A 14,607-nucleotide genomic window follows, 5' to 3' on the forward strand; every position below is an offset into this window, starting at 1 on the left:
TGTAGTATAGGGGGTCTACGGATGTGGCAAGTTGTCACAGCAAATATTTCGCCCATAAAAAAAGCCCGGCTCCACAAGGGAACCGGGCTTTTTCTGAAGCCGAAAGCGAATTAACGCTTCGAGTACTGCGGACGCTTACGCGCTTTACGCAGACCGACTTTCTTACGTTCAACTTCACGGGCATCGCGGGTTACGAAGCCGGCTTTACGCAGAGCACCGCGCAGAGTCTCGTCGTAGTCCATCAGGGCACGAGTGATACCGTGGCGGATTGCGCCAGCCTGGCCACTCACACCACCACCGATGACAGTGACGTAGATGTCGAATTTCTCGGTGGTCTCGGTCAGTTCCAGCGGCTGGCGAACTACCATGCGGGCAGTTTCGCGACCGAAGAACGTGTCCAGGGTGCGGTTGTTGATGGAGATGTTACCAGTACCCGGACGCAGGAAGACGCGCGCAGTTGCGGTCTTGCGACGGCCAGTACCGTAATTTTGAGTCGCCGACATATTGAACTACTCCGTTAAATCTTCAGTTCTTGAGGCTGCTGAGCGGTATGAGGGTGCACAGCGCCCGCATAGACTTTCAGCTTACGGTACATGTCGCGACCCAGCGGGTTCTTAGGCAGCATGCCTTTGACCGCGGTCTCGATCACGCGCTCTGGCGCCTTGGCGATCAGCTTTTCGAAGTTGATCGACTTGATGCCGCCCGGGAAACCGGAGTGGGAGTAGTACATTTTATCGGTGGTTTTGGCACCGGTAACACGAACTTGCTCGGCATTGATAACAACGATGTAGTCACCGGTGTCAACGTGCGGAGTGTATTCGGCTTTGTGCTTGCCACGCAGGCGGCTCGCGATTTCGGTGGCCAGACGACCCAGGGTCTGACCAGCAGCGTCGACGATAAACCAGTCGCGCTTAACTGTTTCCGGTTTAGCAGTAAAAGTTTTCATTCTTTATAGCCTCAGGGGCCGCCTGTAAATAAGACGGCGGATCTTACTGAATAGTGCGTACTTTGACAAGGTCAAAGGCAGCCGGATACAGACGCTTTCGGGGGCTCGGGTCGGCGCGTCCGTTCAACGGCAAGATTCTTTGGCGGCGGCGCATCACTTCCACTGCATAAAGAGGTGCGTAATTATGCAGATTGCGAAAAAAATTTCAACCTGCTTTTATGATCGTTTTCCCACAGGAGCAGCCAATGGAATACCGTCAGCTAGGCCGGACCGATCTGAACGTGAGCGCAATTTGCCTGGGGACCATGACCTGGGGCGAGCAGAACACCCAGGATCAAGCCTTTGCCCAGATCGAGCGCGCCAAGGCCGCCGGCATCAACTTCATGGACACCGCGGAGATGTACCCGGTGCCGCCCAAGGCCGAAACCTACGCCAGTACCGAACGCATGATCGGCAACTGGTTCAAGCAGCGCGGTGATCGTGCCGACTGGATCCTGGCGAGCAAGATCGCCGGACCGGGCAACGGCATCGGCTACATTCGCGACGGCAACCTCAAGCACAACCGCCAGCATATCGTTGAAGCCCTCGACGCCAGTCTCAAGCGCCTGCAGACCGACTGGATCGACCTCTACCAGTTGCACTGGCCGGAGCGCAGCACCAACTTCTTCGGGCAACTGGGCTACAAGCACAAGGCCGACGAGGACTTCACGCCGATCGAGGAAATCCTCGAAGTGCTGGACGAGCAGGTCAAGGCCGGCAAGATCCGCCATATCGGCCTGTCCAACGAAACGCCATGGGGCACCATGAAGTTCCTGCTGGAAGCCGAACGTCGCGGCTGGCCGCGGGCGGTGTCGATCCAGAACCCCTACAACCTGCTCAACCGCAGCTTCGAAGTGGGCCTGGCGGAAGTCGCCCTGCGCGAACAGTGCGGCCTGCTGGCCTATTCGCCGATGGCGTTCGGCTTCCTGTCGGGTAAATACGAAGGCGGCGCGCGTCCGGACAATGCTCGCCTGAGCCTGTACAGTCGCTTCAGCCGCTACTTCAACCCGCAGTCGGAAGCCGCGTGCAGCCGCTACGTTGCCCTGGCCCGTGAACACGGCCTGGATCCGGCGCAGATGGCGTTGGCGTTCGTGACCCAGCAGCCGTTCGTGACCAGCAATATCATCGGCGCAACCACCCTCGAACAGCTGGACAGCAACATCGCCAGCGCCGAGTTGAAATTGTCTGATGAAGTGCTGGCCGGGATCGAGGCGATCCACAAGGATCATCCGAACCCCGCGCCGTAAGCGACCGCCCGTGCCGCTCGGGGCAGGCCCCCTCCCACCGATGCCAGATGACTGTGGGAGGGGGCTTGCCCCCGAAGTGCCTATCGCTCTCAAGGACCTCTTCGCGAGCAAGCTCGCTCCTACAGGGATTGCGCCCTCCACCTGTCACAGCGAACGGGCAATGATCTCCTTCATGATCTCATTGGTCCCCGCGTAGATCCGCTGCACCCGCGCATCCGCCCAGGCCCGGGCCACCGGGTATTCCCACATGAAGCCGTAACCGCCATGCAACTGCACGCACTCGTCGAGCACCTTGCATTGCAGGTCCGTGCCCCAGTACTTGGCCATGGCCGCCGTCGGCACATCGAGCTTGCCTTGCAGATGCAGCTCCAGGCAGCGGTCGACGAAGACCCGGCCGATCTGGATCTCGGTGGCCATTTCCGCCAGCTTGAAGCGGGTGTTCTGGAAGTCCGCGATCGACTTGCCGAAGGCCTTGCGCTCACGGGTGTATTCCAGCGTCCACTGCAACGCCGCCTCGGCCGACGCCAGGCCACCCACGGCCACTGTCAGGCGCTCCTGGGGCAACTCCTGCATCAGGTAGGCGAAGCCCATGCCGGCCTGGCCCAGCAGGTTCTCCTTCGGCACCCGGACATCCTGGAAGAACAGCTCCGAGGTGTCCTGAGCCTTCATCCCGACCTTCTCCAGGCGCTTGCCCTTGGCGAAGCCCGGTGTATCGGCCTCCACCAGAAACAGACTGGTGCCCTTGGCCCCTGCCTTCGGATCGGTCTTGGCGACCACGATCACCAGGTCGGCGAGAAAGCCGTTGGTAATAAAGGTCTTCGAACCATTGAGGACGTATTCGTCGCCATCCAGCACCGCCGTGGTCTTCACCCCCTGCAGGTCGGAACCGGCACCCGGCTCGGTCATCGCGATGGCCGTGACCATCTCGCCGCTGACCAGTCGCGGCAGGTACTTGAGCTTCAGCGCTTCACTGCCGTAATGCAGGATGTAGGGCGCGACAATATCCGAGTGCAGCGAGAAACCGATCCCGCTCAAACCCAGGCGGCTGATCTCCTCGATCACCACCGCGCTGTAGAGAAAGTCCGCGGCCATGCCACCGTAGGCTTCCGGCAGGTGGGAGCAGAGCATCCCCGCCTCCCCCGCCTTGTTCCACAGCTCACGGTCGATGTAGCCGCGTTTCTCCCATTGAGCATGGAAAGGCACCGCCTCCTGCTCGAGAAACTTGCGCACGCTGCTGCGAAAAAGCTCGTGCTCGGAACTGAACAGAGTTCTGGGAATCATGCGGGCACCTTGCAAACACGCTGAAGCCGGGATTGGCCCACTGAGCCTATGCCAGTGTTTTACCTGGAACCACTGGACACATACGACAAAAAATAAGACGATCCAGCCGTCTGTTGACCACTTTCCCCTATAAGAACTTTCCACTAATAAGAACAATGGAATTATGGCTAATCCACTCTCGACGCCCTTGCGGCGCGTCAGCATCCTGGCTATCGACCGGGTATTCGCATCGACCCTCATGCAGGCCAAGGACTTTTTCCACCTCGCCAGCCTGCGCTACGGCAAGCAGCTCGGCCAGGGCCTCACCCCGGTCTTCGAGACGCGCCTGGTCAGCCCCGACGGCAACTCCGTGCGCAGCTTCAGCGACGTCATCCTGCCCGTGGACGGCGGCCTGGAAAATGCCGATGTGATCGTCCTCCCGGCCTTCTGGGACGACTTCGACACACTCTGCCAGCGCTATCCGCAGGTCCTGCCCTGGCTGCGCGAACAGCACGCCCGCGGTGCGGTGCTCTGCGGCGAAGCGACCGGCGTCTTCTGGCTCGCTGAAGCCGGCCTGCTCGACGGCAAGGAGGCCACTACCTACTGGCGCTTCTTCAATGCCTTCAGCGAACGTTTCCCCAACGTCCAACTGAACCAGGACAAGCACCTGACCGACGCCGACAACCTGTACTGCGCCGGCGGTACCACCTCGGCCTGCGATCTCTATATCTACCTGATCGAACGCTTTTGCGGGGCCAACGTCGCCCAGGCCGTGGCCCGCGACATCCTTTATGAAGTGCAGCGCAGCTACGCGCCGGGACGCATCGGTTTCGGCGGCCAGAAGCTGCACCAGGACGTGATCATCCTGCAGATCCAGCAATGGCTGGAGGAACATTTCGCCGACAAGTTCCGTTTCGAGGACGTGGCGCGCGAACACGGCATGAGCATCCGCAACTTCATGCGCCGCTTCCAGACCGCCACCGGTGACAAGCCACTGCACTACCTGCAGCGCTTGCGCATCGAGACCGCCAAGGGCCTGCTGTCCGGTACGCGCAAGAGCATCAAGACCATCAGCTATGAAGTCGGCTACGACGATGCCAGCTTCTTTGCCCGGCTGTTCCGCCAGCACACCGAGCTGTCGCCGAACCAGTATCGACAACAGTTCCAGCAGGCGGCCTGACGCCCGGCGCTGGCTGAATGGCAGCAGCGTCGTAGGTTTCTTCGGGAATGGGAAAGCTGGTGGAGCGTGGCGCCTGCAGGCGCCACGAACACGACCTTACGGCTTGTGCGCCCGCGAGAGGAACTCGTGGGATTGCATTTCCAGCAGGCGGCTCAGGGTGCGCTGGAACTCGAAATTCAGGCGACCACCGGTGTACAGGTCCTTGAGCTCGACTTCCGCCGAAATGATCAGCTTGACGTTGCGGTCGTAGAATTCGTCGACCATGTTGATAAAGCGTCGGGCGATATCATCGGTGGTCACACTCATCTGCTCGACACCGCTGAGCAACACGGCATGAAAGATCTTGCCCAGTTCGATGTAGTCGTTCTGGCTGCGCGGGCCGTCGCACAGTTCGCGGAAGTCGAACCAGGCCACATCGTCACAGGTACGGATCGCCCGGATCTCGCGATTCTCGATCATCAGCACATCGTTCTCGACCGCCTGGGTGCACTCCGGCGTCAAGGCACGGAAGCTTTTACGCAGGCTCTCGTGAGCGGCTTCGTTGAGCGGGAAGTGGAACAGTTCGGCCTGCTCCAGATGACGCAGGCGATAGTCGACGCCACTGTCGACGTTGACGATCTCGGTGTTCTGCTTGATCAGCGCAATCGCCGGGAGGAAACGCGCGCGCTGCAGGCCATCCTTGTACAGGCCGTCCGGCACGATGTTCGAGGTTGCCACCAGGGTCACGCCGTTCTTGAACAACTCTTCCATCAAGGTGCCGAGAATCATCGCATCGGTGATGTCGGAGACGAAGAATTCATCGAAACAGATCACCCGAGTCTCGGCGGCAAAGCGCTTGGCGATGAGCACCAACGGATTTTTCTCACCGTGCAGGGTTTTCATTTCCTCGTGCACCCGCTTCATGAAGCGGTGGAAGTGCGTGCGAGTCTTTTCCTTGAACGGCAACGCTTCGAAGAAGGTGTCGACCAGGTAGGTCTTGCCACGGCCAACGCCACCCCAGAAATACAGGCCCTTGACCGGAGCCTGGTCTTTCTTGCCGAACAGTTTGCCGAGCAGGCCCGGCTTGTTCTGCGAAGCCGCGACCAGATCGTCATACAGGCGCTGCAAATGGCGCACTGCCGTTTCCTGGGCCGCGTCGTGAAAGAACTCGGGGCGTTTCAGATCAGCTTGATATCGTTCTAGGGGCGTCATAATTTCGTTAGCAAGGTAACAAAAACGGGCGGTCACTTTAGCGACGGCCCGTGGGAATGGCAATCGGCCCTTGGTCGGGCCGACGGTCGATTAGTCTTGAACCGGGGTCAAGGCAATCCGCAAAGCCTCGATGGCCGCGTCACGGGCCGTTTCGTCGGCGAACTCAGGACTGTCGGCGACGCACTCGCCTTCCAGCCAGACACTGAAACTATTTGCCTCGCTGCGGATATCCAGGGCCTGGCCCGACTGCAGTTGCTTGGTCACGCCACCGGCGGCCTTGCCATCGGCAAAATTGCGCGACAGCAGCAACTGCTCGCCATCGGCCGCCAGCAGACGGAAACGGAAGCTGTCGTCTTCACGGAAGCTGACAAAACGCGCGGCTTTGGCGGCTTTCTTCTTCGTGGTCTCGGCGACCTGCACCTGGTTGACGAACGAACGCAAGCCAACCGCCTCGCGCAACTGGGCGAGGAACGGGGTGGCGACGCTACGGGCCTTCTTCGCGCCGGCCTGGAGAATGTCTTCCAGGTCCGATGGACGGGAAATCAGTTCGTGATAACGCTCGCGCTTTTCCGCCAACTCGCCGTCCAGCAACTGGAACAGGCGGCCCTTGGCCTCGCCCCAACCCAGTCCACCCAGCAGTTCCTCGCGGAATCCGGCGGCTTGCGCAGGCGTGGCGAAGGCCTGAAACAGGGTGAACAGGTGCGAGTTATCCGGATCCTTGGCTTCGCCCGGTGCGCGGGAGTCGGTAACGATCCGCGAAATCGCGTCCTTCATATCCTTGGCGCTGGTGAACAACGGGATGGTGTTGTCGTAGCTCTTGGACATTTTCCGACCGTCGAGGCCCGGCAATGTGGCGACACTTTCCTCGATCAGCGCTTCGGGCATGGCAAAGAACTCCTTGCCCTGGCCGAACAGGTGGTTGAAGCGCTGGCCGATATCCCGGGCCATTTCCACGTGCTGGATCTGGTCACGGCCGACCGGCACCTTGTGCGCATTGAACATCAGGATGTCCGCCGCCATCAGCACCGGATAGCTGTAGAGGCCCATGGTGATCCCCGCATCCGGGTCTTCACCCGACTCGACGTTCTTGTCCACCGAGGCTTTGTAGGCGTGGGCACGGTTGAGCAGCCCCTTGGCCGCGACACAGGTCAGCAGCCAGGTCAGTTCGGGGATTTCCGGGATGTCCGACTGGCGATAGAAAGTCACACGCTCCACATCCAGGCCACCGGCCAGCCAGGTCGCGGCGATTTCCAGGCGCGAGCGCTGGATGCGCAACGGGTCGTCGCACTTGATCAGCGCGTGATAGTCGGCCAGGAAATAGAAGGAATCGGCATTGCTGTCACGACTGGCAAGGATCGCCGGGCGGATGGCGCCGGCGTAGTTGCCCAGGTGCGGGGTGCCCGTGGTGGTGATGCCGGTGAGGATACGCGTACGAGTCGTCATGGGTAATCGCTTAGTCAGACTGCTATCAATTCAGGAGGCGCGGCAGGATCAGATCCTTCAGATCGGTCAACTTGCCATGAAAAAAGTGTCCGCATTCTGCCACTTTCAGCAGCTCATGGGGACGCTCAAGGGCATCGGACCAGTCGTAGACCAGTTGCGGATCGATCACTTCGTCGGTTTCCGGCTGGATCAGGGTCAGCGGGCAGCCTTCCGGCAGTCGATCCACGGCACGCAGGCGCATCACCGCCGCGGCCACCAGGAACAGGTGCTTGAGCGACTGACCGCTGGTTTCCAGGCGGCCGCCGAGGGTTGCCGCGACAAAACCGCCGAAGGAGAAACCAAACAGCGTCAACGGCAGGTCCGGGTGTTTCGCCAGCAGCCACCGCGCGACGGTTTCGGCATCGTCGACTTCGCCGGTGCCCATGTCATGGCTGCCGGCACTGGCGCCGACGCCCCGATAGTTGAAACGCAGGGTGATCAACCCGGCATCGCGGGCGGTGCGTTGCAGGGTCGACACGACTTTATTGAGCATGGTCCCGCCCTGCACCGGATTGGGGTGGCAGATCAGCGCCAGCCCACGGGGCTCGGGGGTATCCAGGTACAAGGCTTCCAGTTGGCCGACCGGGCCATCGATGAACAAAGGGGTTTCGCGCATAAGCAAGGAATGAACTCCGTGACCTCCCAAGGGGTCGACTCGTCTAGCTAAAAGTCTCTGCCTGACATCATCGCGACCTTAAGATCGCGGTATACAGCGCAGGTCCGAGCCGTTAACGTAAAGCAAAGCCGTTTATAGAGGAAGGACTCGTGGAACACTCGCTCTTAGTTTGGTTGTTGCCGACTCTTGCCCTGGTTGCCGGTGTCGCCATTGGTTTCCTGGTCGCCCGTCTGGTGCCGAGTGCCGCGCCCAGCAGCACGCAGCGTCAGCTGGACGATATCCAGGAACGTTTTGACAGTTACCAGAACGAGGTGGTCACCCACTTCAACAGCACCGCCGCACTGGTCAAGAAACTCACCCAGAGCTATCAGGAAGTTCAAGACCACCTCGCCGAGGGTGCCAACCGCCTGGCCCTGGACGAGTTGACTCGCCAACGCCTGCTCGCCGCCCTGCACGCCGATGCGGCGCAGACACCACGGGAACGACTGACACCGCCTCGCGGCAACCAGGAACCGCCGCGTGACTACGCCCCCAAGGCGCCGAACGCACCCGGCATGCTCGACGAACATTACGGCCTGAAGAAGTAACCCGGCTTCGAGCGGTATAAAAAAGCCCGCCCGATCATTGATCGGGCGGGCTTTTTCACACCTGGGGTTCAGTCAGGGGTCATGGGTATTGCTGGACGGGCTGGCCGTATTGCTGGCCCTGCTGGTACTGCGGCTGGCCTTGTTGCTGATACTGCTGCTGGCCTTGTGGCTGGCCATACTGCTGGCCCGGAATGGCCCGCAGGTTGACTTCCACCCGGCGGTTCTGCGCCCGGCCGTTGACATCGGCGTTGCTGGCGACCGGATTATCGGGACCTGCACCACGGGCCGACAGGTTGGCCCCGCTCACACCCTGGGAGGTCAGGTAGTTGGCGACGCTCTGGGCACGGCGCTGGGACAGGTCCATGTTCAGCTGGCGGCTGCCGGTGCTGTCGGTGTAGCCGACGATCTCGATCTGGTTCTGGTTGAACTCCTTGAGGGAGTTGGCCAGGTTGTTCAGCGGCTGATAGAAGCTGCTGGCGATCGCATCGGAGTTGGTCGCGAACGTGATATTGCCGGGCATGATCAGCTTGATCTGGTCACCCTGGCGCTGCACCTGCACGCCGGTGTTGGCCATGCTCGCACGCAGCTTGGCTTCCTGCTTGTCGGCGTAGTAGCCGTAGCCGGCAGCACCCGCGCCGCCCACCAGGGCACCGATCAGCGCGCCCTTGCCACGGTTGTTGTGATCGATGGCGGCGCCCGCGACAGCACCGGCCAGGGCCCCAAGACCACCGTACTTGGCGGTTTTACTCATACCCGAGGAGCCTTGCTCCGCCTGTCCCTGGTTGTCATACGGGTTTTGCGATGCACAGCCGGACAGCATGGCAACGGCGGTAGCGACGATAATCAAACGACGCGAGGTGAACATGGATCTAGCTCCTACTCATTTGGGGTGCAGAGGCCGTTGGCAATAGACCTGTGCGGGCGTTGGAACACGACCGACGACAAAAATTCCATGAAACTTTTCAGGCGCGAACGAATGGGTTTTCCCGCATCTCGTCACCCAGCCGGGTGTCGGGACCATGTCCGGTGACCACCGTCGCCTCCTCGTCCAGGGTATACAGGCGCTGCTTGATCGACCGCACGATGGTCGCCTGGTCACCGCCCCACAAGTCCGTGCGTCCGACACCGCGACGAAACAGCGTGTCGCCGACAATCAACAGTCTAGCCTCGGAAAACCAGAAGCTCATGGAACCGGGCGTGTGTCCCGGCGTATGCAGGGCCACGCCACAGCCGCAGGCCAGTGCCTCGTCATCGGCCAGCCATCGGTCCGGCGCTGGTACCGGCGTGTAGGGCACGCCGAACATGCTGCATTGCATCTCCAGGTTGTCCCACAGGAACTGGTCATCCTTGTGCAGATGCAGGGTGGCGCCGGTCTTCTCCTTCAACTGGCCGGAAGCCAGGAAGTGATCCAGGTGCGCATGGGTGTGGATGATGCTGACCACCTTCAGGCCCAGGGCGTCGAGCCGGGCCAGGATCAACTCGTGATTGCCGCCCGGATCGACGACGATGGCCTTTTTCGTGATCGGATCGCCGATGATCGTGCAGTTGCACTGCAAAGGGCCTACAGGGAAGGTTTCGCGGATAAGCGCGGGTTTTGCCAGGTCCATAAGGGGTTCCTGCAACAGGCTCGTCAGGCAATAAAAAGCCCTTGGGCGATCCAGGCGCCGCAGCGTATGGACCGACAAGGGCCATGTCGCGAAAAGTATAAGGGCCACTCCCGGCCCCATCAAGAAAACGGCCCGGCAGCCGCATCCCGCGGCGACTCCCCACGCCCCCCGGCACCGAACGCCGCCTGCAACTGCTCGACACTGCGCGTCAGCAGTTCCTTGAGTTCGGGCAGCCATTGCGGATCGCCGAGTACCCGGGCAACGGCCTCGGCATCGCCATACAACAGCTCGCGCTCCAGGGCTCCGGCGCGTACCGACAGTGCCTGCGCGCCCATGGTCCCCGAGCTGCCCTTGATCGCATGCAACACCGCCGCCACCGCCGGTCCGTCACGGTCATGCAGGTGCGCGGGGAGCAACGCCAGCTGCTTTTCCAGCTCCGTGCCAAAACTGTACAAGACGGTGCAGATCAGTTCGAAGTTGCCGCCGAAGCGGCTCATGATCGAATGACGCGCTTCGATCACCGTCTCCGTCGAAGTCTCCTGCGTTTCGCTCATCGTCAGCGGCCGGGGAGTCTCGCGTCCGGTCTGGATACGCAAGGCCAGCACCAATTCTTCCAGGTCGATGGGTTTGCTCACGTGGTCGTTCATCCCCGCCGCCAGGCAGGCCTCGCGGTCGCTGTTGGAGGCGTTGGCGGTCATCGCCAGGATCGGCAACAGGGCGAACTGTGGGTGCCGGCGGATGTGCCGCGTGGCCTCCATGCCGTCGATATCCGGCATCTGGATATCCATCAGCACCGCATCGAACGGCGTCGAAGCCGACAGGACCATGCTGACCCCCTCCAGCCCACCTTCCGCCAGGCTGACCTGCGCGCCCTCGCCCGCCAGCAGCTCGTCGGCGACCTGGCGATTGAGGGTGTTGTCTTCCACCACCAGCAAGCGCATGCCGGCCAAGCGTCGGGAACGGGCCACAGGCGCGTCTTGCGCAGGTACCTCATTCACGCTGAAGGCCCGCTGGACCGCATCGGCCAACTGTCGCGGCGTCACCGGTTTGGTGAGAAAGCCAACAAACGGTGCGTCACCCTCATGGTGCACATCGGCCAGGACTTCACGCCCATAGGCGGTGATCATGATCACCATCGGCGGCGGCACGGCCTGTTCCTGCAGGCTGATCAAGCGGGCGGCGCTGAGGCCGTCCATGTCCGGCATGCGCCAGTCCATCAGCACCACGTCGTAGGGTTCACCACGCAATTGCGCCTTGCGCACGCCTTCGACCGCCAGCGTACCGCCACTCACCGTGTCCGCCGTCCAGCCCAGGGAACGCACGGTACGCAGTAACAATTCACAGGCCATGGAGTTGTCATCGGCCACCAGCAGGCGCATCGCCGAATCGACACCGGGGCACGACAGCCGCAGCGGCTCCTCACGGGCGACTTCCAGGCTGATATCGAACCAGAACCGGCTGCCAACACCCACTTCGCTCTCGACCAGCAACTCGCCACCCATCAGCCCAACCAGCCGCTTGCAGATCACCAGGCCCAGCCCGGTGCCACCGAAGCGGCGAGTGGTCGAGGCTTCGGCCTGGGTAAAACCGTCGAAGACGCGCTGCAACTGCTCGGCACTGATACCGATACCGGTATCGCACACCTCGACCCGCAGCTTGACCATGTCCTCATACCGTCTCAGTTGCTGGACACTGACCACCACCTGGCCCTGCTGGGTGAACTTCAGGGCGTTGCCCGCCAGGTTGATCAGTACTTGTTGCAGGCGCAGGCTGTCGCCCACCAGGCTGCCGGGCAGGTCGGAATCGAGGTCGAACATCACCTCGACTTCCTTGCTGCCCTGGTTGCCCGCCAGCACCACCGCCAGGTCGCGCATCAGCGGTTCGAGTTCGAACGGATGTGGATCCAGGCGCAATTTGCCGGCCTCGATCTTGGAGTAGTCGAGAATGTCGTTGAGCAGACCCAGCAACGACTTGGCCGCCGTCTGGGCCTTGACCACGTAGTCGCGCTGACGGGCATTGAGATCGGTGTGCTGCACCAGTTGCAGCATTCCCAGCACCGCGTTCATCGGTGTACGGATCTCATGACTCATATTGGCCAGGAAGAACGACTTGGCCGCACTGGCGCTGTCGGCCCGATCCTTGGCCCGCAACAGGTGCGACTCCAGCTCGCGCTGGGTGGTGATATCACGATTGATACCGGTTACCCGCAGTGCACGCCCCTGTTCATCACGCTCGATCTGCGCGCCGGCCTGGATGTAGCGTATCCGACCGTCCGGCCCCAGCAGCCGGAAGATCGGGTCATAGATCCTTTCCCCGGCCACCGCCGCCGCCAACTGCGCGGCCACTGCCTCGACATCCGCGGGGTGGACCCGCTCATACCAGTGGGCATAGTTCAACCCGTTGTCACGCAAACTCGTCGGCTGGCTGTAGAACTCGAACATCCGATCGTTCCACAGCAGCGCGTTGTCCGCCAGGGTCCAGGTCCAGATGCCCAGCTCGGCCACATCGGCGGCCATCAGCAACTGGTCGCGAATGACCCGGGTCGCCTGCAGGCTCAGTTCCAGCTGGTGCTCGGCGGCCTTGCGCTGGGTGATATCGACGGCGATGCCCAGGTAGCCGGTCAGTTGCCCCTCGTCGTCGCGCAGGGAAGTCACCACCAGGGTCACCGGTACATGGGAGCCATCCTTGCGCACATAGGTCCACTCGCGGATTTCCGAGTGTTCGAACTCCGGCTTGTGGGCAAACACCCGGAAGCCCTCGATCACCTGCGCATATTCGGCACTGAGCTCGGCGCCACGGTCGATGACTTCCTGCGCCACATGGAGGATTGCCGGGGTAGTCTTGCCCAGCACTTCTTCGGCACGATAGCCAAGCATCTGCTCGGCGCCCTCGTTGAACACGCTGATCACACCGTCCAGGTCGGTGGCGATGATCGACACCTCGGAGGCCGAACGCAGCACGCTGCTGAACAGCAGGTTGATCCGCCGCAACTCCGCGGTCCGTGTCGCCACCTGTTCCTCGAGGTTGGAGTTGAGTTCGAGAATCCGTACCTCGGCGGCCTTCTGCGCAGTGATGTCGCGCAGAATCTTCGAGACGCCGCTCACCCGGCCGCCGGCATCGCAGATCGGCGAAACATTCACCGAGACATTGAGGCGGCGATCGTCCTTGCAGCGACGCAGGGTATCGAAGTTGGTGATCGTCTCGCCCTGGGCGATGCGCGCGAGGATCTCGACTTCTTCCGAGGCCAACTCGGGAGGAACGATCAGTTCCACCAGCGGCTGGCCAACCGCTTCCTCGGCGGTATACCCCAAGAGCATTTGCGCCCCCCGGTTCCAGCTGGTCACCACGCCCTGCAGGGTCGTGCCGATGATCGCGTCGGCCGAGCTCTCGACGATCGAGGCCAACCGGGCCTGTTCGGCTATCACCTGCAGGCGGCGCTGGGAACTGACCCCGGCGATGGCCGCCAGCGCCGCCACCAGCAGGCTTGCCAGTACACCGAGGGCAAACACCATCGTCGGCGACAGCAGATGCAGGCGCTGCACGAACAGAGGCAGGGCTTCCAGTTCGATCTGCCAGCGCCGCCCGTAAACGTCCCGTTCCACGGTGTGGGTGAGCAAGCCCGTCGGCGGCACGTCCGACTCATGAATCGTCTGGTAGAACTGCACCGCCGGCCCCGGTCCGGTGATGTCCCTGAGCCGCAGGTTCACTGCCTCGCTTTCCGGTATCAGGCCGGCGAGGACACTTTCGATCAGCAACGGCGCATAGCTCCAGCCGACCAGCGTAGCCTCCCTCTCCGACTCGGTTTGCGGTACGACACCACTTTTGTAGACCGGTAGCAGAATCAGGAAGGATTGTTGTGGCTTGCCCACCGCCTGCACCAGCGTAATCGGCGAGGTCAGTCGCACCTCCCCGGTACGCGCGGCCATGCGCGCCGCTTCGGCCCGGTCAGGCTGCGAGGCGATATCCAGGCCGAACGCCGGCGCCTGCCCACTGCGGGGCTCCAGGTACTGGATGACATACAGGTCGCCCTCGTGGGGGGCGAACTGGCGAATATGGAAATCGGGGGCGCCATCAGCCCGAGCACGTCGCAGGAACTCATCCAGGTCCTGGACCGGCACCCGGCGGATAAAACCGAAGCCGCGGGCACCGGGAAACTCCCGTGGCACGTCGCGCATCTGACTGTAGCGGTGGAACGTCTCCCGGGTAATACCATCCTCGCCGGCGGTGACTACCGCACCACGCGTCCCTCGCAAGCCGTACTGGTACAGTTGCAGTCGCATGGCCACCGACTGCACCGCGCTTTCGGCGGCGGCGCCAAGGGCCTCGCGGGTGCGCTGTTCGTTGCTGTGCTGCAGGATCAGGCATCCGACGATAGTCGCCACCAGCCCGAGGGCCAGGAGCAGCACGACACGTCCATTCAGGGCATACAGGCTGGTTCGTTTCAACGCAGGC

Annotated in this window: 12 protein-coding genes; 3 read left to right on the plus strand and 9 right to left on the minus strand. The window is 62.0% G+C overall.

Going from position 1 to position 14,607, the window contains the following annotated elements; translation table 11 throughout:
- Window positions 1-110 precede the first annotated feature (110 nt).
- Both rpsI and rplM read right to left on the minus strand, forming a co-directional pair.
- Window positions 111-503: a 30S ribosomal protein S9 gene (rpsI, locus tag HX851_RS40685; RefSeq protein WP_103494515.1), complete on the minus strand. Its 393-nt coding sequence runs from the start codon at window positions 501-503 to the stop codon at window positions 111-113.
- A 14-nt stretch (window positions 504-517) separates the two neighbouring features.
- A complete protein-coding gene (rplM, locus tag HX851_RS40690) occupies window positions 518-946 on the minus strand; it encodes a 50S ribosomal protein L13 (protein ID WP_017123588.1) in 429 nt (142 codons plus the stop codon).
- A 245-nt stretch (window positions 947-1,191) separates the two neighbouring features.
- Between rplM and HX851_RS40695 the strand changes: the two genes are divergently transcribed.
- The gene (locus tag HX851_RS40695; RefSeq protein ID WP_177061476.1) at window positions 1,192-2,232 is read left to right on the plus strand and encodes an NADP(H)-dependent aldo-keto reductase; all 1,041 of its coding nucleotides are present in this window, start codon (window positions 1,192-1,194) and stop codon (window positions 2,230-2,232) included.
- 144 nt (window positions 2,233-2,376) lie between these two features.
- Here the strand turns inward: HX851_RS40695 and HX851_RS40700 are convergent, their stop codons facing one another.
- On the minus strand, window positions 2,377-3,513 hold the full coding sequence (locus HX851_RS40700) for an acyl-CoA dehydrogenase family protein (RefSeq protein ID WP_177061474.1): 1,137 nt from the start codon (window positions 3,511-3,513) through the stop codon (window positions 2,377-2,379).
- 238 nt (window positions 3,514-3,751) lie between these two features.
- Between HX851_RS40700 and HX851_RS40705 the strand changes: the two genes are divergently transcribed.
- Complete coding sequence (locus HX851_RS40705) at window positions 3,752-4,672, plus strand: GlxA family transcriptional regulator (RefSeq protein WP_177061480.1); 921 nt, start codon at window positions 3,752-3,754, stop codon at window positions 4,670-4,672.
- A 96-nt stretch (window positions 4,673-4,768) separates the two neighbouring features.
- Here HX851_RS40705 and zapE read toward each other — a convergent pair whose 3' ends face one another.
- The 3 genes from zapE to HX851_RS40720 form a co-directional block, all read right to left on the minus strand.
- Window positions 4,769-5,863 (minus strand): cell division protein ZapE, encoded by a 1,095-nt coding sequence (zapE, locus tag HX851_RS40710; protein WP_177061472.1) that lies wholly within the window; start codon window positions 5,861-5,863, stop codon window positions 4,769-4,771.
- A 90-nt stretch (window positions 5,864-5,953) separates the two neighbouring features.
- Window positions 5,954-7,306, minus strand: a complete 1,353-nt coding sequence (locus HX851_RS40715) for a tryptophan--tRNA ligase (RefSeq protein ID WP_177061470.1) — start codon at window positions 7,304-7,306, stop codon at window positions 5,954-5,956.
- Between the two features lie 25 nt (window positions 7,307-7,331).
- Window positions 7,332-7,961 carry an alpha/beta hydrolase gene (locus tag HX851_RS40720; RefSeq protein WP_177061468.1) on the minus strand — a complete coding sequence of 210 codons (630 nt, stop codon included), beginning with the start codon at window positions 7,959-7,961 and terminating at the stop codon, window positions 7,332-7,334.
- Between the two features lie 149 nt (window positions 7,962-8,110).
- On the opposite strand from HX851_RS40720, the gene HX851_RS40725 reads away from it, so the two are divergent.
- Window positions 8,111-8,548 carry a Z-ring associated ZapG family protein gene (locus HX851_RS40725; protein WP_177061466.1) on the plus strand — a complete coding sequence of 146 codons (438 nt, stop codon included), beginning with the start codon at window positions 8,111-8,113 and terminating at the stop codon, window positions 8,546-8,548.
- Between the two features lie 79 nt (window positions 8,549-8,627).
- Here the strand turns inward: HX851_RS40725 and HX851_RS40730 are convergent, their stop codons facing one another.
- The 3 genes from HX851_RS40730 to HX851_RS40740 all read right to left on the minus strand — a co-directional run bounded on the left by HX851_RS40730 (window position 8,628) and on the right by HX851_RS40740 (window position 14,600).
- Complete coding sequence (locus HX851_RS40730) at window positions 8,628-9,413, minus strand: YiaD family glycine zipper/OmpA-like lipoprotein (protein ID WP_177061464.1); 786 nt, start codon at window positions 9,411-9,413, stop codon at window positions 8,628-8,630.
- A 97-nt stretch (window positions 9,414-9,510) separates the two neighbouring features.
- Window positions 9,511-10,155, minus strand: coding sequence for an MBL fold metallo-hydrolase (locus HX851_RS40735; RefSeq protein WP_177061462.1), 645 nt, complete (start codon window positions 10,153-10,155; stop codon window positions 9,511-9,513).
- Window positions 10,156-10,274: 119 nt separating this feature from the next.
- Window positions 10,275-14,600 carry a hybrid sensor histidine kinase/response regulator gene (locus HX851_RS40740; RefSeq protein WP_177065114.1) on the minus strand — a complete coding sequence of 1,442 codons (4,326 nt, stop codon included), beginning with the start codon at window positions 14,598-14,600 and terminating at the stop codon, window positions 10,275-10,277.
- Window positions 14,601-14,607: the final 7 nt, after the last annotated feature.

This window comes from Pseudomonas gingeri, from assembly GCF_013385635.1.
GTDB lineage: Bacteria > Pseudomonadota > Gammaproteobacteria > Pseudomonadales > Pseudomonadaceae > Aquipseudomonas > Aquipseudomonas gingeri_A.

Excerpts from the sequence above, each read along its gene's own strand:
- rpsI (WP_103494515.1), bottom strand. The coding sequence starts at position 503 with ATGTCGGCGACTCAAAATTACGGTACTGGCCGTCGCAAGACCGCAACT.
- rplM (WP_017123588.1), bottom strand. The coding sequence starts at position 946 with ATGAAAACTTTTACTGCTAAACCGGAAACAGTTAAGCGCGACTGGTTT.
- HX851_RS40695 (WP_177061476.1), top strand. The coding sequence starts at position 1,192 with ATGGAATACCGTCAGCTAGGCCGGACCGATCTGAACGTGAGCGCAATT.
- HX851_RS40700 (WP_177061474.1), bottom strand. The coding sequence starts at position 3,513 with ATGATTCCCAGAACTCTGTTCAGTTCCGAGCACGAGCTTTTTCGCAGC.
- HX851_RS40705 (WP_177061480.1), top strand. The coding sequence starts at position 3,752 with ATGCAGGCCAAGGACTTTTTCCACCTCGCCAGCCTGCGCTACGGCAAG.
- zapE (WP_177061472.1), bottom strand. The coding sequence starts at position 5,863 with ATGACGCCCCTAGAACGATATCAAGCTGATCTGAAACGCCCCGAGTTC.
- HX851_RS40715 (WP_177061470.1), bottom strand. The coding sequence starts at position 7,306 with ATGACGACTCGTACGCGTATCCTCACCGGCATCACCACCACGGGCACC.
- HX851_RS40720 (WP_177061468.1), bottom strand. The coding sequence starts at position 7,961 with ATGCGCGAAACCCCTTTGTTCATCGATGGCCCGGTCGGCCAACTGGAA.
- HX851_RS40730 (WP_177061464.1), bottom strand. The coding sequence starts at position 9,413 with ATGTTCACCTCGCGTCGTTTGATTATCGTCGCTACCGCCGTTGCCATG.
- HX851_RS40735 (WP_177061462.1), bottom strand. The coding sequence starts at position 10,155 with ATGGACCTGGCAAAACCCGCGCTTATCCGCGAAACCTTCCCTGTAGGC.